The sequence below is a fragment of the Actinomadura nitritigenes genome (assembly GCF_017573545.1).
GTDB lineage: Bacteria > Actinomycetota > Actinomycetes > Streptosporangiales > Streptosporangiaceae > Spirillospora > Spirillospora nitritigenes.
Map to the genome: position 1 here is coordinate 159,369 of NZ_JAGEOK010000015.1, position 22,763 is coordinate 182,131.

The 22,763-nt window shown below is 76.4% G+C and carries 8 protein-coding genes; 2 read left to right on the forward strand and 6 right to left on the reverse strand.

What is annotated here, in order from left to right:
* Nucleotides 1–41 precede the first annotated feature (41 nt).
* The gene (locus tag J4557_RS24310) at nt 42–12,215 is read right to left on the reverse strand and encodes a non-ribosomal peptide synthetase (RefSeq protein ID WP_208269035.1); all 12,174 of its coding nucleotides are present in this window, start codon (nt 12,213–12,215) and stop codon (nt 42–44) included.
* A 185-nt stretch (nt 12,216–12,400) separates the two neighbouring features.
* Between J4557_RS24310 and J4557_RS24315 the strand changes: the two genes are divergently transcribed.
* On the forward strand, nt 12,401–13,669 hold the full coding sequence (locus J4557_RS24315; protein ID WP_307800166.1) for a salicylate synthase: 1,269 nt from the start codon (nt 12,401–12,403) through the stop codon (nt 13,667–13,669).
* 78 nt (nt 13,670–13,747) lie between these two features.
* Here J4557_RS24315 and J4557_RS24320 read toward each other — a convergent pair whose 3' ends face one another.
* Both J4557_RS24320 and panD read right to left on the reverse strand, forming a co-directional pair.
* Nucleotides 13,748–15,322, reverse strand: coding sequence for a (2,3-dihydroxybenzoyl)adenylate synthase (locus J4557_RS24320; protein WP_208269116.1), 1,575 nt, complete (start codon nt 15,320–15,322; stop codon nt 13,748–13,750).
* A 27-nt stretch (nt 15,323–15,349) separates the two neighbouring features.
* Nucleotides 15,350–15,757 (reverse strand): aspartate 1-decarboxylase, encoded by a 408-nt coding sequence (panD, locus tag J4557_RS24325; protein WP_208269036.1) that lies wholly within the window; start codon nt 15,755–15,757, stop codon nt 15,350–15,352.
* A gap of 79 nt (nt 15,758–15,836) precedes the next feature.
* Here panD and entS point away from each other — a divergent pair, with 79 nt between their 5' ends.
* Nucleotides 15,837–17,114, forward strand: coding sequence for an enterobactin transporter EntS (gene entS, locus J4557_RS24330; protein WP_208269037.1), 1,278 nt, complete (start codon nt 15,837–15,839; stop codon nt 17,112–17,114).
* Nucleotides 17,115–17,180: 66 nt separating this feature from the next.
* Here the strand turns inward: entS and J4557_RS24335 are convergent, their stop codons facing one another.
* From J4557_RS24335 to J4557_RS24345, 3 genes are all read right to left on the reverse strand, one after another.
* A complete protein-coding gene (locus J4557_RS24335; RefSeq protein WP_208269038.1) occupies nt 17,181–20,552 on the reverse strand; it encodes a non-ribosomal peptide synthetase in 3,372 nt (1,123 codons plus the stop codon).
* A gap of 88 nt (nt 20,553–20,640) precedes the next feature.
* On the reverse strand, nt 20,641–21,669 hold the full coding sequence (locus J4557_RS24340; RefSeq protein ID WP_208269039.1) for a FecCD family ABC transporter permease: 1,029 nt from the start codon (nt 21,667–21,669) through the stop codon (nt 20,641–20,643).
* Entirely contained in the window at nt 21,666–22,727 is a 1,062-nt protein-coding gene (locus tag J4557_RS24345) for a FecCD family ABC transporter permease (RefSeq protein WP_307800167.1), read from the reverse strand. The genes J4557_RS24340 and J4557_RS24345 overlap by 4 nt, the downstream gene beginning before the upstream one ends.
* Nucleotides 22,728–22,763 lie beyond the last annotated feature (36 nt).

The window sequence follows — 22,763 nt, forward strand, 5'->3', positions numbered from 1 at the left end:
CAGGGGCTGTCGGGGAGTGATTTTAGGTTAGGCTTACCTAACTAATCAATGTCCTGCGGGGTATGACCCGCCTCACCGCCCTCCCGGGCACCGTCCAGCCGGGCCAGCAGGCCCGCCACGGTCGGCGCCGCCATCAGCGCCGCGATCCGCGCGCCCGCGCAGCCGGGCTCGCGGCGGATCCGCCGCACCAGCCGCATGGCCAGCAGCGAGTGGCCGCCGAGGTCGAAGAAGTCGTCGTCGGGCCCCACCTCGGGCACGCCGAGTTCCTCCGCGAAGATGCGGCAGAGCGCCGCCTCCCGGTCGTCCCGGCGCCGCCCCGCAGACGACGCGGCCGGCCGGGGGTGGGCGTAAGCCTGCGTGACGGCGCGGGCGGTGAGCACGGCGGGCAGGGCGCCGACGGGCGTGCCGGGGTCGTCCGCGACGGTCTCCAGCAGCGCGACCAGGCCCGCGGCCATCGTCTCGACCGTGCCCCGGTCGAACAGGTCGGCGGAGTAGTCGACGACCAGCCGGAGATCGCCGCCGCGCTCCCGGAAGACGAAGTCCAGGTCGAACTTCGCGGCGGACGGCCCGAACGACGCCTCCCGCTGCTCCAGGCCCGGGAAGCGAACCTCGCCGGGATCCTGGTTCTCGTAGCCGACCATCACCTGGAACAGCGGGTTCCGTCCCGGCACGCGCCTCGGGCGCAGCGCCTCCACGACGGCCTCGAACGGCAGGTCCTGGTTGGCGAGGCCGGCGAGCGCGGCCTCGCGGACGCGGCCGAGCAGCTCGGCGAACGTCGGCTCGCCGGACACGTCGGCGCGCAGCACGAGCGTGTTGACGAAGAAGCCGACCAGGTCCGCGGCGGCCTCCTCGGTGCGTCCCGCGACCGGGCTCCCGAGCGGGACGTCGTCGCCCGCGCCCATCCGGTGCAGCAGCGCCGCGACGGCCGCCTGGCACACCATGAACACGCTGGCGCCCGCGTCCCGCGCGACGCCGCGCAGCCGGCCGGCCAGGCCGGGCGGCAGCTCAGCGGTGACGGTCCCGCCGCGCTGCCCCGCCGTGCCGGGCCTCGGCCGGTCGGCCGGCAACGCGATCTCCTCCGGCGCGCCGGCGAGGGTCCGCACCCAGTGGGCGAGCTGCCGCGCGTGCACGCCGCCCGGGTCGAGCGGGTCGCCGAGCAGCTCGGCCTGCCAGAGCGTGTGGTCGGCGTACTGGACGGGCGGCGCCCCCCAGCCGGGCGGCCTCCCTTCCAGCCGCGCGGCGTACGCCTCGGCGACGTCCCGCGCGAAGGGGCCGAACGACCACTCGTCGAAGGCGATGTGGTGGAAGACCGCGAGCAGGAGGTGCTCGCGCTCCCCCTCCGGGAACACCGCGACGCGCAGCGGGATGTCGCGCGCCAGGTCGAACGGCCGGGCGATGACCTCCTCGGGCGCGCACGCCGCGACCTCCAGGACGGGTCGGGCGTCGTCCGGGTCGAGGATCCGCTGGTAGGGCGTGCCGTCGTGCTCGGCGAAGACCGTCCGCAGCGCCTCGTGCCGCGCGGTGACGTCGCCGATCGCCGCTTCGAGGGCGGCCAGGTCCAGGTCGCCGCGCAGGCGGACGGCGAGCGGCAGGTGGTAGGCGTCGCGCGGCCCGTCGTCCTCGCGGAGCAGCTGGTCGAGCAGCCACAGGCGGCGCTGCGCCGACGACAGCGGGACCCGCTCGGGGCGCTCCCGCGGCGTCAGGGCGGGGCGCGGCGCCTCGGCCCCGTCGCCGCGCAGCCGCTCGGCCAGCTCCGCCACGGTCGGCGCCTCGAACAGGTCGCGGATCGCCAGCCGCGCTCCGAGCGCCGCGCGCGCACGGCCGACGAGCCGCGTCGCGAGCAGCGAGTGCCCGCCCAGGTCGAAGAAGTCGTCGTCGACGCCCGCGCCCGGCGCGTCCAGCACCTCGGCGAACAGCGTGCACAGCACCCGCTCGACCGGCGTGCGGGGCGGGCGGCCCCCGGCGCGGCGCGCGCCGTCCCGGCCCGGGTCGGGCAGGGCGCGGCGGTCGAGCTTCCCGTTCACCGTGAGCGGGAGCGCGTCCAGCGCCACGACGGCGCTCGGCACCATGTAGCCGGGCAGCCGCCGCTTCAGCCTCTCCCGGACGCGCGCGCCCAGCACGCCGTGGTCGCGGGCCGCCACCGGATCGTTCGCGTACGCCGACGGCGGCCTGCCGGGCTCGGCCGGCAGGTTCGCCGCTCCCCCGCCGAAGACGGCGTCGTAGTGCCCGGCCCGCGCGGACGGCGTCAGGACCGCGTCCGGGCACAGCGCGCGCAGCGCCTCCGGTTCGATCCCCGCCGGCGCGGCGGCGAGCGCCTCGCGCGCCTCACCCGGGGGCGCACCGGCGCGGAGCGCCTCCAGCGCCGCGATCTCGCCGGACAGCCTCGGGTCGGGGATGCCCGTCACGCGCAGCGGTCCCCCGGTCCACGCCGCAGCCGTGTCGCCACCGGCGCTCCGGGCGGCGCCGGGCGACGCGCCGTCGCGCAGGGCCAGCAGGGCGCGGACGGCGGGAGGCCCGTCGACCTCGTCCAGCGCGGCCCAGTCCACGGCGGGCGTCTCGGGAACCGGCGGGACGCCCGGTCCAGGCTTCCAGAGGACGGCGTCGTAGCGGTGACGGGTCAGCTCGTTGTGGTGGACGCCCCGCTTGGTGAGGACGTCCACCCGCGCGGGGCCGTCCAGAGCGTCGAAGAAGGCCGGGTCGAGGAGGAGCTCCTTCTCCATCCGGACGGCGCGTTCGACGGCGCGGAGGTCGGTGTCGCCGCGTCCGAGCCGGATCGCGGCGTGGAAGGGGTGGATCGTCCGCAGGTCGCGGACGTCGCCGACGAAGAGCCGTCCGCCGGGGGCGAGCAGCCGCATCGCCTTGGCGATGACGTCGTCGAGGTAGGCGGCGCCGGGGAAGTACTGGACGACCGAGTTGATCACGACCGTGTCGAAGCGGCCCTCGGGAAGGCCCTCGGTGTCGTGGGCGGGGCGGTGGCTCAGCCGGACGGGCGAGTCCGGCCCGAGGTCGGCGCGCAGCTTGGCGATGACGGGCTCGGAGAAGTCCGTCCCCCAGTACTCCTCGCACTCCGGGGCGAGCCGGGTGAGGAGCAGGCCGGCACCGACGCCGATCTCCAGGACGCGGCGGGGCCGCAGGGCCCGGATCCTGTCGACGGTCGTGTCCCGCCATTCGCGCATCTCCACGAGCGGGATCGGCGCGCCGTCGTAGCTGCTGTCCCAGCCGGCGAACTCCTCGTGGTGGACGACCGTGCCGACCTCGGTGTACTCGGCGTCGTAAAGCTGCCGCCACTCGGCGAGCTGCTCCTCGGCGGCGCCGTCGCGTGCCCCGTCCGGGACGACGTAGCCGATGATCCGCCTCACGCCCGGGACGTCGGTGTCCGCGGCGATGACGGCGGCCTGCCCGACGCCCGGCTCGGCGGCGAGCGCGGTCTCGATCTCGCCGAGCTCGACGCGGTACCCGCGGATCTTCACCTGGTCGTCGGTGCGGCCGAGGAAGTCGATGTTCCCGTCCTCCCGGACGCGGACGAGGTCGCCCGTCCGGTACATGCGGCCGCCGGTGAACGGGTCGGCGACGAAGCGCTCGGCGGTCAGGTCGGGGCGGCCGAGGTAGCCGCGGGCCAGCCCGGCGCCCGCGATGTACAGCTCGCCGGGCGCGCCGGGCGGGACGGGCCGCAGCCACGCGTCGAGGACGTGGGCGCGGGTGTTCCAGATCGGCCTGCCGACCGTCGGGGTGGCGCTGTCCTCGGTGCCGCCGCCGAGCGTGTTGATCGTGTACTCGGTGGGGCCGTACAGGTTGTAGCCGAGGACGCCGTCCGCCTCGGCGAGCCGGTCCCAGACGGACGCGGGGACGGCCTCGCCGCCGAGCAGGACGAGCGGCGGCCGGTGCTCGCCGTCGAGGAGGCCCTCGTCCAGCAGCTGCTGGGCGTAGGTGGGGGTCACGTTGATGACGTCGACGCGGTGCTCGCGCAGGTAGGCGGTGAGCGCCTCGGCGTCGCGCCGCAGGTCCTCGTCGCAGACGTGGACCTCGTGGCCCTCGATGAGCCACAGCAGCTCCTCCCACGACATGTCGAAGGAGAACGACACGGTGTGCGCGATCCGCAGCCGCCGCCCCGCGGCCCTCACCACGGGGTCGAAGATGGTGGCGCGGTGGTTGAACTGCATGTTCGTCAGCCCCCGGTACGGGGTGACGACGCCCTTCGGACGGCCCGTGGAGCCCGACGTGTAGATCACGTAGGCGGGGTGGTCGAGGCGTCCGGGGGTTCCGGGCGCGAATCCGGGCAGCTCGCCGGATGCGACGTCGGTGCCGGGCAGCGCGGCGAGCCGGCGGGCCGTAGCGGGATCGTCCAGGGCGAGGGTGGTTCCGGCGAACGCGAGGCCGGCCGCGATGCCGCCGTGCGACACGAGCACCGCCGGGGACGCGTCCGCGATCATGTAGTCGAGCCGGTCGGCTGGGAGGTCGAGTTCGAGCGGCAGGTAGGCGGCGCCGGTGCGCAGCACGGCGAACAGCGCGACGACCATCTCGGCGGAGCGCGGCAGGGCGAGCGCGACGACGCACTCCGGACCGGCGCCGTTCGCCAGGAGCAGCCGCGCGAGACGGTTGACCTCGGCGTTCAGCTCGCCGTAGGTGAGGCGGACGTCCGGGACCGAGACCAGCGCGGTGTCGCCGGGCCGCTCGGCGGCGCGTTCGGCGAGGAGTTCGGCGACGGTCTGCTCGGGGACGGGGTGCCACGCCTCGTCCCAGCCTCGGCGCAGCAGGTCGTGCTCCTCGGGAAGCAGCAGGTCGAGGCGGTGGCACGGCGCCCCGGGCGCGTCGGCGATCCGGCGGAGCACGTGGACGTACCGGTCGGTGACACGTTCGGCCTCCGCCTCGGTGAAGGCGTCGCCCCGGTACATGACGCGGAGCGCGGCGCCCGGGTCGACGACCAGGGTGAGCGGGTAGTGGGTGGCGTCGCGGACCTCGCGCCCGGTGACGCGCAGGGCCCCGTCCGGCCCGAATCCGCGGTCGGTCGGCATGCCGGGGAAGTTCTGGAAGACGAACAGCGTGTCGAACAGCGTCCCGAGGCCGGTGGCGCGCTGCACGTCGGCGAGCGCGACGTGGGAGTGGTCGAACAGCTCCGACTGCGCGGCCTGGACCCGTCCGAGCACGGCGGCCACCGGGTCGGAGGGGCCGGCCTGCACGCGGACCGGGACGGTGTTGAACAGCAGGCCGACCATGGACTCGACGCCGTCCACGTCCGGGTGGCGGCCGGAGACGGAGGCGCCGAAGACGACGTCGTCGCGGCCGGTCATCCCCATCAGCGTCAGGCCCCACGCCGTCTCGAAGAGGGTGCCGGGGGTGACGCCGTGGTCGCGCGCGGCCGCGTGGAGGCGTCCGGCGAGCCCGGCGGGCAGCGCCCGGTGCACCTCGCCCGCCGCGGCGAGGTCGGCGGGGCGGTCGGCCAGGCCGGGACGGATGAGCGCCGGCTCGTCGAAGCCGTCGAGGGCGCGGCGCCAGGCGTCCACGGCGGCATCGCGATCCTGCCGGCCGATCCAGTCCAGGTAGGCGCGGAACGGCGGGACCGGACGGGCGGCCTCGGCGGCGGCGTCGGTGTAGGCGTTCAGCAGCGAGGTGACGAGCAGGCCGCCGGACCAGCCGTCCAGCAGGATCAGCTCGGACGTCAGGACGAGCCGGTGGTCGTGCTCGCCGAGGCTCGCGAGCGTGAACCGGATCAGGGGCGGCGCGGCCGGGTCGAACGGCTCGGCGCGCTGCGCGTCGACGAACGCGTCGAGGCCGTCCTTGCCGGACACCTGCGCGTGCGTCCAGGGCGTCTCCCATGCGCCGGGGACGAACTGGACGGCGCGGTCGCCGTTGGTGCGGAACCCGGCGCGCAGGTTCGGGAACTTCTCCAGGACGGCGTGCGCCGCGTCCGCCATCCGCGCCGGGTCGACCGGGCCCGACAGCGACACCACGGCCTGCTGCACGTAGACGTCGCGGCCTTCCCCCGCCATCATCAGGTGGAAGAGCAGGCCCTCCTGGAGCGGCGACAGCGGCAGCTCGCCGGCGGTTCCGTCCTGGGCGGCGGCCGCGGGCGCCGGCGTGCCGGCGGCCCGCGCGAGGGCCTCGACCGTCCGGAGCCGGAACACGTCGCGGACGGTGAACGACAGCCCGGCGCGGCGGGCGCGGGCGACGAGCAGGGCCGCGCCGATGCTGTCGCCGCCGGAGCGGAAGAAGTCGTCGCAGGCACCGACCGTGTCGCGGCCGAGGACGGCGGCGGCGAGGCGCGCGAGGACGCGTTCGGCCTCCGTCGCGGGGGCGCGCCCGGCGGCGGGCCGTCCCGGTTCGGGCAGCGCCCGCCGGTCGGTCTTGCCGTTCGGGGTGGCCGGCAGCTCGTCCAGCACCATCACCTCGGCCGGGACGAGGTGGGCGGGCAGGCGCGCGCGGAGCCCGTCGAGCACGGCGCCGGCCGCGGCGTCGCCGGTGACGTAGCCGATCAGGCGGGATCCGTGCACGGCGACGGCGGCGCGGCGGACGCCGGGCTGCGCGGCGAGGGCCGCCTCGACCTCGCCCGGCTCGATCCGGAACCCGCGCAGCGAGATCTGATCGTCGGCGCGGCCGAGGAAGTCCAGGCCGCCGTCGCGGCGGCGCCGCACCCGGTCGCCGGTGCGGTAGAGGCGGGAGCCGGGCGGGCCGAACGGGTTCGCGACGAACCGCTCGGCGGTGCGGGCCGGGTCGCCGAGGTAGCCGCGCGCTAGACCGTCGCCCGCGAGGTACAGCTCGCCGGCGGGCACCTCGCGGAGCGCGGCGTCGAGGACGTACGCGCGGGTGTTGGCGATGGGGACGAGTCCCCCGCCCTCCGCGATCAGGCTGTCCCCGGCGGCCTCGGAGCAGCCGTACAGGTCGACGAGCCGGGTGGGGACCTGCGCCGCGAGGGCGGCGGGCAATGCCTCGCCGCTGCTGATCCAGGTCGTGACGGACGGCGGCAGGCCGCGCTCCACCAGCGCGGCGAGCAGGCTCGGGACGAGCGTGACCGTCCGCACCCCGTGCCTTTCGATGAAGTCGCCGAGCGCGACGGCGTCGGCGGCGTCGTCGGCGATCACGACCGTGTCGCCCGCGACGAGGCCGCCGAGCAGTTCGGTGGTCCCGTCGATGAACGCGGGAGAGCTCTTGGCGACGCGGAGGCCGGGGCCGGTGAGGCTGGCGCCCCACGCGAGCCGGTTGGCGAGGGCCTCCTGCGTGCCCGCGACGGCCTTGGGCGTGCCCGTCGAGCCCGACGTGAAGATGACGTAGGCGAGGTGGCCGGGCCGGACGTCGGGGCGGTTCCGGGGCGGAGCGTCGAGGGGCGGCTCGTCCCGCCCGAGGACGAGCAGCGGGCGGGCGGCGTCCAGCATCGCGTCGACCCTCGCCCGCGGGTGGGCGAGGTCGATCGGCAGGCAGGCCGCGCCGGTCTTGAGGACGGCCAGCAGCGCGACCGCGAACGCGTCGGAGCGCGGCAGGGCGATGCCGACGACGCGTTCGGGTCCCGCGCCGGCCGCCGCGAGCCGGGCGGCGAGGGCCTCGGCGCGGCGGTCCAGTTCGGCGTAGGTGATCGCGGTGCCGCCGAACACCAGCGCGGTCGCGTCCGGGGTGCGCGCGGCCTGCGCCTCGACCAGTTCCGCGACCGTCCGGACCGGCAGGTCGCGGGCCGTGTCCGGGTGCCCGACGGGCGTGCCGAGGGCGGACAGGCGGCGGCCGGGATCCTCCGTGACCTGGTCGAGGAGGCGGGCCAGGTCGTCCAGGAGGCCCTCGACCGTGGCGGCGTCGAAGAGGTCCTCGGCGTAGGCCGCGAACCCCTCGATCCCGTCTCCGCCGTCCGTGTCCTCGTCCGGGCGGGCGGGGCCTTCGGCGAAGTACAGGTCGAGGTCGAACTTGACGCCGCCCGTCTCGGGCAGGAACGGCTCGGCGCGCACGCCCGGCAGCGCGATCCGGACGTCGTCGAGCCGCTGGTGGACGATCATCACCTGGAACAGCGGGTTGCGCGCCGCCGACCGCTCCGGCGCGAGGCGCTCCACGACGCGCTCGAACGGGACGTCCGCGTGCGAGAACGCGGCGAGGTCGGCGGCGCGGACCCGCTCCAGCAGCTCGGTGAACGCGGGGTCGCCGGACAGGTCGGTGCGCAGCACGAGCGGGTTGACGAACGCGCCGACCAGCCCGGCGAGGTCCTCGTCGGCGCGCGCGGCGATGGGCGTGCCGAGCGCGACGTCGTCGCCGGCGCCGGACCCCTGGAGCAGCGCGGCGACGGCGGCGTGCAGGACCATGAAGATGCTGGTGCCGGTCGCGCGGGCGAGCCGCCGCACCCCGGCGGCCGGGAGCCGGAACGGGACGAGGCCGCCGCGGTGGCTCGGCTCGGCCGGGCGCGGTCGGTCGAACGGCAGCACGGTCTCCTGCGGCAGCCCGGACAGCGTCCGCTCCCAGTGGTCGAGCCCTTCGGAGAGGTCGGCGGAGGCCGCGCGCTCCCAGGCGGCGTAGTCGGCGTACTGGACGGGCAGCGGTTCCCAGCCGGGGGCCTCCCCGGCGCGGCGGGCCTCGTAGGCGCGGGCGAGGTCGGCGAGCAGCGGCGTGAACGACCACTCGTCGGCGGCCGCGTGGTGGAGCAGCAGGATCAGCGACCATTCCTCGGCGCCGGTGCGGAGGAGCGTGCCGCGGACGGGCGGGTCGGCGGCGATGTCGAAGACGTGCGACGCGGCGTCCCGCTCGATGGCCGCGCGCTGTTCCGGGCTCTCGGCGCGGGCGTCGACCACGGTGAAGTCCACCGGCGTGCCGGGCTCCAGGATCCGCTGGACGGGCAGGCCGTCGTCGCCCTCGACCAGCAGCGTGCGGAGCGCCTCGTGCCGGGCGACGACGTCGGCGAACGCGGCGCGCAGCGCGGCCGGGTCGAGGGCGCCGGTGAGCCGGAGGCCGAACGGGAGGGCGTAGGAGGCCGAAGGCCCGCGCAGCCGCTCCTCCAGCCACATCCCGCGCTGCGCCGCGGACGCCGGGACGGTCCGCGGCCGCTCCACGTCCCGGACGCGGACGCCGTGCCGCGCCACCAGGCGCGGGGCGAGCGCGGCCACGGTCGGCGCCTCGAACACGTCGGCGATGGAGAACTCCGCGTCCAGGACCGTCCGGACGCGGGCGGCGAGCTTCGCGGCGAGCAGCGAGTGGCCGCCGAGCGCGAAGAAGTCGTCGTCGACGCCGACCCGCTCGTACCCGAGCAGCTCCGCGAACAGCGCGCACAGTGCGGCCTCGCGCGCGTCGCGCGGCCCCCGGCCGTCTGCGTGCGTGCCGGGCGCGGGGAGGGCGCGGCGGTCGAGCTTGCCGTTGACGGTCATCGGCAGGGCGTCGAGGCGGACGAGTGCGCCCGGGACCATGGAGGCGGGCAGTTCGGCGGCGAGCACGGCGCGCAGCCGCGCTTCGCCGGGAGCGCCGGGGCCGGCGACGTAGTAGCCGACGAGGCGCGGCTCTCCCGGCCGGTCCTCGCGGACGGCGACGGCCGCCTGCGCGACGCCCGGCAGCGCCGCGAGGACGGCCTGCACCTCGCCGGGCTCGATCCGGAAGCCGCGGATCTTCACCTGGTCGTCGGCGCGGCCGAGGTACTCGGCATGGCCGTCCCGCGTCCACCGGGCGAGGTCGCCGGTCCGGTACATGCGGGTGCCGGGCGGGCCGTACGGGTCGGCGACGAACCGCTCCGCGGTCAGGTCGGGGCGGCCGGCGTAGCCGCGGGCGAGCTGGGCCCCCGACAGGTACAGCTCGCCGGGGATCCCCGCCGGGACGGGCCGCAGCGACGCGTCGAGAATGCGGGCCCGCGTGTTCCACAGCGGGCGGCCGATGCCGGGTTCCGGCAGGTCGGCGGCCGTCGCGTAGATGGCCGTCTCGGTCGGCCCGTACATGTTGACGGCGGCACGGGCGCGCGCGGTCAGCTCCCGCGCGAGCGCGGCCGGGAGCGCCTCGCCGCCGGTGATGATCCGGAGGCCGTCGAGCGCGGCCGGGTCGAGGGAGCCGAGCAGCGACGGCGTGGCCTGCAGGTGCGTGGCGCCGCGGCGGAGGAGGCGGGCCAGCGCCGCCGGGTCCCGGACGGTCTCCCGCGACGCGAGGACGACCGTCGCGCCGGCGACCAGCGGCAGGCAGACCTCCAGCGTCGCGATGTCGAACGCGATCGTCGTCACCGCGGCCCACCGGTCGCCGGGGCCGAGCGGGTGCTCGGCCCGCATCCGCGCGACGAGGTTCGCCAGGGCGCGGTGTGGGACGGCGACGCCCTTGGGCCGGCCCGTCGAGCCGGAGGTGTAGATGACGTAGGCGAGGTCGTCGGGGTCCGGCTCGGCGGCGACCGGGGCCGGGCCGTCCGCGTCGGGGGCGCCGTCGAGGAGGGCGCCGTCGAGAAGGAGGACGTCCGCGCCGTCCGGAAGCAGGCCGGCCGTCCCGGGTGCCGCGACGGCGCAGAACGCGCCCGCGTCGTCCAGCATGTAGGCGACGCGGTCGCGCGGATGGTCCGGATCGAGCGGCAGGTAGGCGGCGCCCGACTTCAGCACGGCGAGGACCGCCGTCACGAGGTCCGCGGTGCGCGGCAGCGCCAGCGCGACGACGGCGTCCGGCCCGGCGCCGCGGGCGCGCAGCGCGCGGGCCAGCGCCGACGACCGCCGGTCCAGCTCGGCGTAGGTGAGGACGTCCCCGGACTCGGTCTCGACGGCGGGCGCGGCGGGCGTCCGGGCGGCCTGCTCGGCGAACAGCGCGGCGACGCCGGTCGCGGCGGTGTCCCGCTCTGTGGCGTTGGGCTCCTCCAGCCGGGCCGCCTCGCCGGCGTCCATGAGCGCGAGTGCGCCGACCGGGCGGTCCGGGTCGGAGATCGCGTCGCGGAGCAGCGTCTCCAGGTGGCGGAGGAGGGCGTCGATGCGCGCGTCGTCGAACAGCTCGCGGCGGAAGGTGGCCTCGACCGTCATGCCCCGCGGCCGGACGAACGCCTCCAGCGACAGGTCGAAGTGCGTCATGCCGTTGTGGACGTGCGTCCAGGACGTGGTGAGGCCCGGCAGCTCCAGCTCGCCGATCTCCTGGGCGAGGAACAGCAGCATGGTGTCGAAGAACGGGGAGCGGCCGCGCCCGCGCGCGGGCCGCAGCTCGCGGACGAGCGCGTCGTAGGGCAGGGACTGGTGCGCGAAGGCTCCGGTCACCGTCCGCCCGGTGCGGCGCAGCGCCTCGCGGAACGTCGGGGCGCCGGACAGGTCCGTCCGCATGACGAGGGTGTTGCCGAAGTTGCCGGCGAGCCGCTCGACCTCGGCGTGCTCGCGGTTCATCACCGACGATCCGACCGCCACGTCGGCGGACCCGGTGTAGCGGTGCAGCAGGACGGAGTAGGCGGCGAGCATCACCGTGTACGGGGTGACGTTCTCCTCCTCGGCGAGCCGGGCGAGGCCCTCGGTCACGTCGTCGCCGAAGCGGCGGGCGCGCCGGCCGCCGCGCTCGGACGCGGCGGCGGCGCGCGGCCGGTCGGCGGGCAGGTCGAGCGGCGCGGGCGGCGGGTCGAGCCGGGCGCGCCAGTACGCCAGGTCGTCCTCCGCGAGGGGCCGCTTCTGCTCCCAGTCGGCGAAGTCGGCGTACTGCACGTCCAGCGCGGGGAGGCCGTCCGGCTCGCCGGTCAGGGCGGCGCGGTACAGGGCCGACAGGTCGCGCGAGATCGAGCCCCAGGTCATGCCGTCCCAGGCGATGTGGTGGACGACGAGGACCAGCGCGTGCTCGTCCGCGCCGGTGCGCAGCAGTTCCAGCCGGACGGGCCGTTCCGCGCGCAGGTCGAACGGCGTCGCCGCGAGTTCCGCGGCGCGCGCCTCGGGGTCGGCGCAGTCGAGCGGGGCGAGGTCGAGCGCGTCGTCGCCGGTGACGATCTGGACGGCGCTCTCGCCGGGCCCGTCGGCGTAGACGGTGCGCAGGACGGCGTGGCGCCGGACGAGGCCGCGCAGCGCCTCGCGGAGCGCGGCGGCGTCGAGCGGCCCGGACATGCGCACGAGCAGGCACACGTTGTAGGCGGGGCTCGCCGGGAAGGCGCGGTGGTGCAGCCACATGCTCTGCTGCGCGTGGGACAGGGGGGCGGGCCCGCCGGCCTCGCGCGGGGCGGGGCGTCCGGCGCCGGGTCCGCGCCGGTCCGCCGGGAGGCCGGCCTCCGCCATCATCCGCCGCATCAGTTCGCGCCGCAGTCGAGCACCTTGCGCCGCCGTCGTCGTCCGCTCCCGCACGCCTCAGCTCTTTCGTCGTCGGCTTGATCAGCGAAAGTTAGGTTAGCCTTGCCTATCAAAATCACACAAGGTTAGCCTTACCTAAGTTTTTGGTTCGAATCCCGACAGAGTCGGATTTCGCCACCCAAAGGGAGCCCACTGCCTTGTCCCCCGGTCCGCGCACTGACGAGAAGCCCACGGAGCGAGTGGTCGAGGCCGCCCGCGCGCCGCTCGACCTGATGACCCGCCTGGCCGGATCCGGCCTCTTCACCGACCACGTCGTCTACGAGCGGCCCGGCCGCTGGACGTTCGCCGGCGGCGTCCGCGGCGAGGTCGTCCTCGACGCCGGCACCGTGCACACCCGCTGGCCGGACCGCGAGCCGCTGAGCGCGCCCTATGGCGGCCGGCCCGCCGGCGCGCTGCGCGAGGCGTTCGCCGCCGCGCCGCTCCCGGCCTGGAACGCCTACGGCTGGATCGCGTTCGAGTTCGCCTCGGCCCGCCCGTCCGGGCGCCTCGCCCATCTCGTCGTCCCGCGCGTCGAGGTCCGGGTCGAGGACGGCGAGGCCCGCGTCAGCGGGACCGACCCCCGCGATGTGGAACGCGTCGCGGACCTGCTGGCGGCGGACGTCCCGTCGCGCACCGCGGCACCGTCGCCGGTGGACGTGCGGCAGGGCGGCGACGCCTACCGCGCGCGCGTCGCCCGCGCCGTCGGCGACATCGCCGCCGGCCGCTACCAGAAGGTCATCGTGTCCCGGCGGGTGGACGTCCCGTACCCGGTCGACGTCGCCGCCACCTACGCGCGCGGCCGGGCCGCGAACACCCCCGCGCGGTCGTTCCTGCTCGACCTCGGCGGGTTCCAGGCCACCGGGTTCAGCCCCGAGGTCCTGGCGAGCGTGGACGAGGACGGGCGCGTCATGACGCAGCCGCTCGCCGGCACCCGCGCGTTCGGGTCCGGCGGCGACGCCGACGCGCGGACCCGGAAGGAGCTGGAGACCGACCCGAAGGAGATCTTCGAGCACGCCGTGTCGGTCCGGACGTCGCAGGAGGAGCTGTACCGGGTGTGCGATCCGGACTCCGTCCACGTCACCGGGTTCATGACGGTGAAGGAGCGCGGCAGCGTCCAGCACCTCGGCTCCAGCGTCGGCGGCGTCCTCGCGCCCGGCCGCACCTGCTGGGACGCGCTGGACGCGCTGTTCCCCGGCGTGACGGCCTCCGGCATCCCGAAGGCCGGCGCGATCGAGGCGATCGGCGGGCTGGAGGAGCGCCGCGGCCTGTACGCGGGCGCGGTCGTCGCCGTGTCGCACACCGGCGCGCTCGACTCGGCGCTCGTCCTGCGCGCGCTCTACAACGAGGACGGGCGGGCCTGGCTGCGCGCCGGCGCCGGCATCGTCAGCGGCTCGACGCCCGACCGCGAGTACGAGGAGACCTGCGAGAAGCTGTCCAGCATCTCCCCGTACGTCGTCCCTCTCGCCTGACCGGCCACGCATGCGGCGCGCCGCCCCCGGACGTCTGCGCGAGGGCGGCGCGCCTCCTCGCCGGTGCGGGAGGGTCCGCTAGCGCAGGCGGGCGGCGAGGGCCTTCTTGCTGACCTTGCCGACCGGGGTGCGCGGGAAGGCGTCGGCGGTCTCCAGGCGGTCGGGCCACTTGTAGGCGGCCAGGCCGCGGTCGCGGAGGAAGTCCTTGACGTCGCGGAGCGTCGGCGGCGCGGCCTTCGCGGCGTCGCGCAGGATGAGGAACGCGCAGGTCCGCTCCCCCATCATCGGGTCGGGGACGCCGACGACGGCCGCGTCGTGGACCGCCGGATGGGCGAGGAGGTGGTCCTCCAGCTCCTCGGCGGACACCTTGTCGCCGCCCCGGTTGATCTGGTCCTTCTCGCGGCCCTCCACGACGAGGTGCCCGGACGGCAGCTCGCGGACGAGGTCTCCGGTGCGGTAGTAGCCGTCGGGCGTGAACGCGCGGGCGTTGTGCGCGGGCGCCCGGTAGTAGCCGCGCAGCGTGTACGGGCCGCGGGTGAGCAGCTCGCCGACCTCGCCGGGCGCGACCGTCCGCCCGTCGCCGTCCACGATCCGGATCTCGTCGGCCGGGGACAGCGGGCGGCCCTGCGTCCGCTCCACCAGGTCGGGCGGGTCGTCGAGGCGGGTGAAGTTCAGCAGCCCCTCCGCCATCCCGAACACCTGCTGGACGCGGCAGCCGAGGGCGCCCGGCACCTCCGCGGCCCGTTCGGCGGCCAGCTTCGCGCCGCCGACCTGCAGGAGCTCCAGGGAGGACAGGTCGTCCCCGGACCAGGCGGCCGCGTCCAGCCACAGCAGCGCGATCGGCGGGACGGCCGCGCAGGCGGTGACGCGCTCGCGCTCGATGAGCGGGAACGCGTCGTCCGGCGACGCGGACGGGGCCAGCACCACCGTCCCGCCGGTCGCGAACGCGCCGAGCAGCCCCGGGCACGCGAGCGCGAAGTTGTGCGCGGCGGGCAGGACGGCGAGGTAGACCGTGTCGCGGGTGAAGCCGCACAGCCCGGCGCTGGCCTCCAGGTTGTAGACGTAGTCGCGGTGCGTCCGGGGGATCAGCTTCGGCAGCCCCGTCGTGCCGCCCGACAGCAGGAGGACGCCGACGTCGGCGGGGTCGGGGCGCGGATGGTCCGCGGGTTCGGCGTCCAGGTCGGCGAGGGCGGTGAACTCCTGGGCGTCGCCGTCCACGACGACGTGCTCCACGGGCAGCGTCCGGGCCATCGCGCGGTAGTCGAAGCCCCCGTCCGTCTCGCCGCACACGTAGGCGCGGGCCTCGGCCAGCTCGCACAGGTACCGGATCTCGCTCTCGCGGTGCGCGGGCAGCGCGAGGACGGGCGCCGCGCCGATCCGGACGAGCGCCAGGAACGCCACGACGAAGCCGGTGGTGTTGGGCAGCTGGACGACGACGCGGTCGCCGCGGCGGACGCCCAGCCGGAGGAATCCGGCGGCGGTCCGCTCGGCGCGCCGGTCGAGGTCGGCGTAGGTGAGGCGGTCCTCGCCGGCGACGAGCGCCGTCCGGTCCGGGTCGCCGCGCAGGACGTCGCCGAGGAGGCGGTCCTTCCAGTAGCCCTCCGCCTTGTAGCGCCGTTCGAGCTCGGCGGGCCAGGGCGTGAAGCCGTCCATGGCGGCCGGAGTGGTGTCGCGCACCGGTCAGCGCCCGGCGAGCTGGGCGGAGGCGCCCGGGACGGGCTCGGCGGGGTCGGAGCCGAGCGCCACGATCCGGTTCGCGGCGTCGACGTGCACGACGCGCGGCTCGTGCGCGGCCAGCTCGGCGTCGTCGAGGGCGGCGTAGGTGATGACGATGACGAGGTCGCCGGGCTGGACGAGGCGGGCCGCCGCGCCGTTCACGCCGACGACCCCGCTGCCGGCCTCGCCGGTGATGGCGTAGGTGACCAGGCGGGAGCCGCTGGTGATGTCGACGAGGTGGACCTGCTCCCCCTCGACGACGCCGGCGGCCTCCATCAGCTCGGCGTCGATCGTCAGCGATCCCACGTAGTGCAGGTCGGCCTGGGTCACGGTCGCTCGGTGGATCTTTCCGTTCATCAGCGTGCGCTGCACCGGGAGGGCCCCTTCTCTCACGATCAACTAAGGATAGGCTTACCTTAATCACCTCCCCTTCCGAGGAGAACCCCCGACGATGCTCCGGCGCCTCGCCCTGGACATCGGCCCGCTGCGCGACAGCCGGCCGTTCCGCAACGTGTTCATCGCCCGCACCGTCTCGGTCTTCGGGATCGGCATGCTGGCCGTCTCCGTCCCCGTGCAGGTCTACGCGCTGACCGGGTCGACCGTGCAGGTCGGCGCCGTCTCCGCCGCCGAGGGCTTCGCGCTGCTGGCCGGGTTCCTGTGGGGCGGCACGCTCGCCGACCGGCGGGACCGGCGGCGGCTGATGGTGCGCGCCCGCACCGCCTCCGGGATCGCATTCGCGCTGCTCGCCCTGAACGCGTTCCTGCCGTCCCCGTCGTCCGCCGCGCTGTACGTCCTGGCCGCGTGGGACGGGCTCGCCACCGGCGTCGCCGTCACCGCGCTGCTCGCCACGACCCCCGCGCTCGTCGGCCCGGACGGGCTCGTCGCGGCGGGCGCGCTGAACGCGCTGACGGTCCGGCTCGGGTCGATGCTGTCGCCCGCGCTCGGGGGCCTCGTCGTGTCGGCGTTCGGCGTCGGCTGGAACTACGCGGCGGCGGCGGCCGGCACCCTCGGCACGCTCGGCCTGCTGACGTCGCTGCCGCCGCTCGAGCCCGCCCGCGCCGACGGGGCCGACGAAGCGGATGGGCCGGACGGGGCCGGGAGCCATCCGCTGAAGGCGATCGGCGGCGGGCTGCGGTTCGTCGCCTCCCACCGCGTCGTCGGGTCGCTGATGCTGCTCGGCCTGCTGTTCATGGTCGCGGGCGGCATCCCGGTGCTCATGCCGGCGTTCGCCGCGCACGGCCTCGGCGGCGGGCCGTCCACGGTCGGGCTGCTGTACGCCGCGCCCGCCTGCGGCGCGGTCCTCGCCTCCGTCACCAGCGGCTGGGCGGGCTCGGTCCGGGCCCCAGGCCTCGCGCTGCTCGCGGCGTCGGTCGCCGGGTTCCTCCTGCTGGCGTGCACCGGCCTCGCCCGCCATCCGGCGCTCGCCGCCGCGATCCTGTTCGGGTACGGGTTCGCCGCGTCCGTCGAGGAGATCCTGCGGTACGGCCTCATCCAGTCGCACACCCCCGACTCGCACCTGGGCCGAGTCAACTCCCTGTGGGCGGCGCAGGAGACCGGCGGGACCGCCATCGGCTCGCTCGGCGCCGGCGGCCTCGGCCGCTACCTGGCCCCGGGGCCGGCGATCGTCGCCTACGGGACGGTCAGCGCCGTCCTCGCCCTGGTCCTCGCCCTCACCCTGACGACCCTCCGCACCGCCACCCTCAGCCCCACCACCGAATCCGACCGTTGAGTCGCGGCGAGCCGCCGTCACGGGACCCCTCATGACGACGGCCCGCCGCAGGTGAACGGGGTTCGGTCAGCGGGCGAGGCGCGCTTCGATCTCGTCGTCGGACATCGCGTCGACCTCCAGCCAGATGGCGGCGACGGCCTCCAGGCGGCCGGGGGCGTCCTCCAGCTCGGTGAAGCGGCGGGCGATGCGGGCGATCGTCCGCTCGGCGAACAGGACGCGGACCGGCAGGGCGGAGGTGTCCAGCGCCTCGCGCAGCCGCGCGACCACGGTTGTCGCGAGGACGGAGTCGCCGCCGAGGGCGAAGAAGTCGGCGTCCGCGCCGACGCGCTCCCTCCCCAGTACCTCGGCGGCGATCCGGGCCAGCACCCTTTCCAGGGGCGTCGCGGGCTCGGCGTAGGGGGCGGCGTCCTCGCCCGCCTCGGCGGCGGCGAGCGCGGCGAGCGCCCTCCGGTCGACCTTGCCGTTCGCGGTGAGCGGCAGTTCGGCGACCGGGACGAGCACCTCCGGCACCATGTGCGGCGGCACGAGGTCGCGGGCGCGCGCCAGCACCGCGTCGGCGGGGACTTCGCCGGGGGTGACGGCCGCGCACAGGCGGTCCCCGGCGAGCAGGGCGACGGCGCGCTCCACGGCCGGGTGGTCGCGCAGCGCGGCCTCGACCTCGCCGAGCTCGATGCGGAACCCGCGGACCTTCACCTGATGGTCGCGGCGGCCGAGGAACTCCAGGGTCCCGTCCGGGCGGTAGCAGGCGAGGTCGCCGGTGCGGTACCAGCGGACGCCGCCGCGGACGACGAACCGGTCCGCGGTGCGCTCCGGGTCGCCGGTGTAGCCGTCGGCGACGCCCGCGCCGCCGATCCACAGCTCGCCCGCGACCCAGTCGGGGCGGTCGCGGCCCAGGTCGTCGACGACCCGGCAGGCGACGCCGCCGAGCGGCACCCCGTACGGGACGGCGCGCCAGTCGGCGGGGACCTCGCCCGCGACCTCCTGCACCGTGGAGTGGATCGCGGTCTCGGTGGTGCCGCCGAGCGCGACGAACCGGGCGCCCGGCGCGCGCTCGGCGAGCAGCCCGGGCAGGTGGGTGCCGACCCAGTCGCCGCCGAGCAGCACCAGCCGCAGGGACGGGACGGGCCCGGAACGCAGCAGCATCTCCAGCACGGACGGGACGCTGTTGAGCACGGTCACCGACCACCGGGCGGCCAGCGCGTTCCAGCGGGCGGCGTCGCGCCGCTCGTCCTCGCCGGGGATCACCACGGCGCCGCCCGCCGTCCAGGGGGCGAACAGGTCGAACACCGACAGGTCGAAGTCGAGGGCGGAGACGGCGAGGGCGACGTCGTCCGGGCCGAGGGCGAAGCGTCCGACGAGGTCGCCGATGGTGTTCATCGCGGCGCCGTGCGGGACCTCGACGCCCTTCGGCTCGCCCGTGGACCCGGACGTGAACAGCACGTACGCGACCTGGTCGGGCCGGACCGCGACGGGCTCGGCCAGCGGCTCGGCGGCGGGCTCGAAGCCGGGGGCGACGGACGCGGCGACGGCGGCGCTCGCGCGGATCCGCTCGCGGCGCGCGTCCGGCTGATCGGGGCCGATCGGCACGTAGGCGGCGCCCGCGGCGAGAACGCCGAGCGCGGCGGCGGCCTGGCCGGGCCCCTTGGGAAGCTCGATCGAGACACGGTCGCCGGGCCGGACGCCCTGGGCGACCAGGGCGGCGGCGATGCGCAGGGCGCGGTCGGCGAGGTCGGCGTAGGTGAGGGTGCCGTCGTCGCCCCAGTGCAGAGCGGGGGCGTCCGGGGCGCGGCGGGCGTGCTCGAAGAAGCCCTCGGCGAGGGTCGAGGACGGCGGGGCCTCGGTGGCGTTGAGGCGGTCCCGGACGCGGAGCTGTTCCGGCGGCGCGCCGATGCCGAGCGGCGCGTCCCAGTCGGCGCCGTCCGCGCCGAGCCGGGCGATCGCGCCCGTATAGGCGGCGAACATCGCCTCGGCGACCCCGCCGGGGAACGCGGGGCGGCGCACGTCCCAGTTCAGCAGCAGCCCGCCGGACACCTCGGTGACCTGCGCGTCCAGCAGCACCTGCGGGCCCTGCGAGATGATCCAGGCGGGCTCGCCGAACCGTTCGCGGACCGCGTCGCCGAACAGCTCGCCGAGGTTGAGCGCGCTGGTGTGGACGATCGGCGCGAGGACCTGCTCGCCGCGCAGCCGCGACAGGTCGCGCAGCACCTCCAGGCCGGAGTAGTCGCTGTGCGCGCCGCCGGTGTGCAGGTTCGCCTGCAGGGCGCGGGCGCGCTCGGCGAACGCCCGTTCCCCGGAGAGGTCGGCCTCCAGCATGATCGAGCCGGTGAAGTCGCCGACGACGGAGTCCACGTCCGGGTGGACGGGCTCGCGGTGGAACAGCGGCAGGTTGAGCAGGAACCGCGGGGTCGCCGACCACGCGCCGACGACCTCGGCGAACACGGCGGCGAGGGCCATCGCGGGGGTCACGCCCGCCGCGTGCGCGCGGGCGATGAGCCGGGCCTTCCCCTCCGGCGGCAGCCAGTGGTGCAGCCGCTCCACCTCGTCGCCCGGTTCCGGCACGACCGGCAGCTCAGGCGGGCCCGGCAGGTCGGCGAGGCGGTCGGCCCACCACCGCCGGTCCTGCTCGCGGGCGTCGGCGCGCGGGTCGTCGGCGAGGTAGCGGGCGTAGCCGTAGCGGATCGGGGCGAGGGTCTCGCCCTCGTAGAGCGCGGCGAGGTCGGCCAGCATGACGCGGTAGCTCATCGCGTCGGCGGCGACCATGTCGACGTCGAGGTGCAGCCGCGCGGTCCCATCGGGAAGCAGGCTGAGACGGGCGTCGAAGACGCGGCCGTCCTCGATGGGGAGCCGCTGCCGCGACATCTCGCCGCGGATCCGGTCCAGCTCCGGGCCGGGGTCGGCGGCGCCGCGCAGGTCGTGGACGGTCACGGCGGGGCCGGGGCGCTCGGGCAGGATCCGCTGCGTCCCGTCGTCGCCGACCGCGACGCGCAGCATCGGGTGCCGGCCGGCGAGCGCGCGCACGGCGGCCTCGAACCGGGACGGGTCGATGGCGCGGCCGTCCAGCTCGACGTACAGGTGCGCGGCGACCGAGCCGAGGGACTGGCCGGAGTCGCGGCCGATCCAGTACGCGTGCTGCATGAGGGCGAGCGGGAACGGGCCGTCCGGCTCCCCGCCGCCCGCCTCGCCGCCGGACCCGGGTCCGGGTTCCGGCGGGCGGGCCTCCATCTGGCCGCGCTCGGCGAGCAGGTCCCACCAGGCGGCGAGGGTGGGCCGCTCGGCCAGCTCGGCGAACCGGACCTCGACGCCGCGGCGGCGGAGCCGGCCGGTCAGCCGCATGAGGCGGATCGAGTCCATCCCGAGCTCGATGAGGTTGTCGCCGGGCCCTGCGTCCTCGCCCAGCTCGTCGGCCAGCGCGACGTGCAGCTCTTCTCGGGTCAGCACGGAACTCCCCTCAATTTAGGTAAGGCTAACCTAAATTGATCGCCGGTCCGGCGTCAACGCGAGGCCGGGAGCGCCGGCGTGGCGGCCGTCAGGCCGCGGCGCGGCGGCCCGCCGTGAGCAGCAGCCAGGCCAGGTAGGCGCCGCCGAGTACGCCGGTCACCACCCCGACCGGCATCGCCACCGGCAGGTGCAGCGAGACGAGGTCGCCGCAGGCGAGCAGGGCCGCACCGGTCAGCCCGGCGGGCAGCAGCTGCGCGCCCGGACGGCGGGTCAGCCGCCGCGCGAGCTGCGGCGCCGCGAGCGCGACGAACGGCACCGGGCCGGCCGCCGCGGTCGCCGCCGCGACGAGGCCGACGCCCGCGACCGTGAGCAGCGCGCGCGTCCGCTGGACGGGCACGCCGAGCGCGCGCGCCGCGTCGTCGCCCATCTCCCCCATGCCGAGCGGGCGGGCGAGCAGCAGCGCCATCGGGACGAGCACCGCGAGCGCGGCGGCGAGCGGCGCGGCCTGCGCCCAGCCGCGCCCGTTCAGGCTCCCGGTCAGCCAGAACGCGGCCTCGTACGCCTCGCGCAGTTCGGCGCGGGTGATGAGGTAGGAGTTCGCCGCCTCCAGCATCGCGGCGGCGGCCACGCCGATCAGCACCAGCCGGACGCCGTGCACGCCGCCGCCCCGGCGGTACGCGACGGCGTACACCCCCGCCGCCGTCAGGAAGGCGCCCGCGACCGAGCCGACCGTGATCGCGACCGCGCCGCCGCCGAACACCAGGATCTGCAGCAGCGCGCCGGTCGCGGACCCGGTGGTGAAGCCGATGAGGTCGGGGCTGCCGAGCGGGTTGCGGGACATGCTCTGGAAGATCGCCCCGCTCATGCCGAGCGCCAGCCCGGCGAGCAGCCCGGTCGCGGCGCGCGGCAGCCGCAGCGTGCGGACGATGAAGCCGGTCGCCTGGTCGCCCTGCCCGGCGAGCGAGCGCACCACGTCGCCGGGCGAGACGGGGAACTCGCCGGAACCGACGACGAGCACCGCGGCGCCCGCCGCGACCAGCGCCACGAGCCCGCACACCAGCGCCGCCCGCGGCTCCCACCGGAACGACACCCCGCCCGCTCGCACCACCCGGCTCACGGCTCGCGCGTCCCTCCGCGGCGGACGATCAGCATGAACAGCGGCGCGCCGAGGAACGCCGTGACGATCCCGGTCTGCAGCTCGCCCGGCGCGGCGACGCGCCCCGCGATGTCGGCGGTGAGCAGCACGACGGGCGCCAGCAGCAGCGAGTACGGCAGCACCCAGCGCTGGTCGGGCCCGACGAGCGCGCGGACCGCGTACGGGACGGCGAGGCCGAGGAAGGTGATCGGCCCGACGGCCGCGGTCGCCGACCCGCACAGCAGCACGACCGCCAGCGCGCCGAGCGCCCGCGTCCGCCCCGGACGGGCGCCGAGCGCCCGGCCCGCCTCGTCGCCGAGGCCGAGGGCGTTCAGCGGGCGGGCCAGCAGCAGCGCCAGCGCCGTCCCGGCGGCGATGAACGGCAGGATCCGGGCGAACACCGCGGCGTCCCGTCCGGCGAGGGTGCCGACCTGCCAGAACCGGAAGCCGTTGAAGGCGCGCGGGCTGAGCAGCATCAGGCCGGCCGTCAGCGCGCTGGCCACGGCGTTGACGGCGGCCCCCGCGAGCACCAGCCGCGCGGGCGACGTGCCGCCGCGCCCCCGCGCGCCGATCGCGTGGACGAGCACCGCGGCCCCGGCGGCGCCGGCGAACGCGGCCCACACGTAGGCCAGGACGTCGTCGGCGCGGAACGCCCCTATGACGATGACGACCGCGAGGGCGGCGCCGCCGTTCACGCCGAGCAGGCCGGGTTCCGCCAGCGGGTTGCGGGTGAGGGCCTGCATCACCGCGCCGGCGAGGCCGAGCGCGGCGCCGACGCCGATCCCGAGCAGGGTGCGCGGGAGCCGCAGCTCGTGCACGATCAGCGCGTCCCGCGACCCGTCCGGCGAGAGCACGGCCGGCGCGACCCGGCCGATCGGGACGTGCTCGGCGCCGACGGCCAGGCTCGCGGCGGCCGCCAGCAGCAGGAGGACGGCGAGAACGCCGAGCCCGGCCCAGCGCCCCGCCGGATGCCGGACGGGGGGCGCGGCGGCCTCCTTCGCCGGGGGTGTGCGGGGGGTTCTCCGCGCGAGAGGCAGCACGGCAAGTAAGGCTAGCCTAAGCTAACTTGCCGCTTC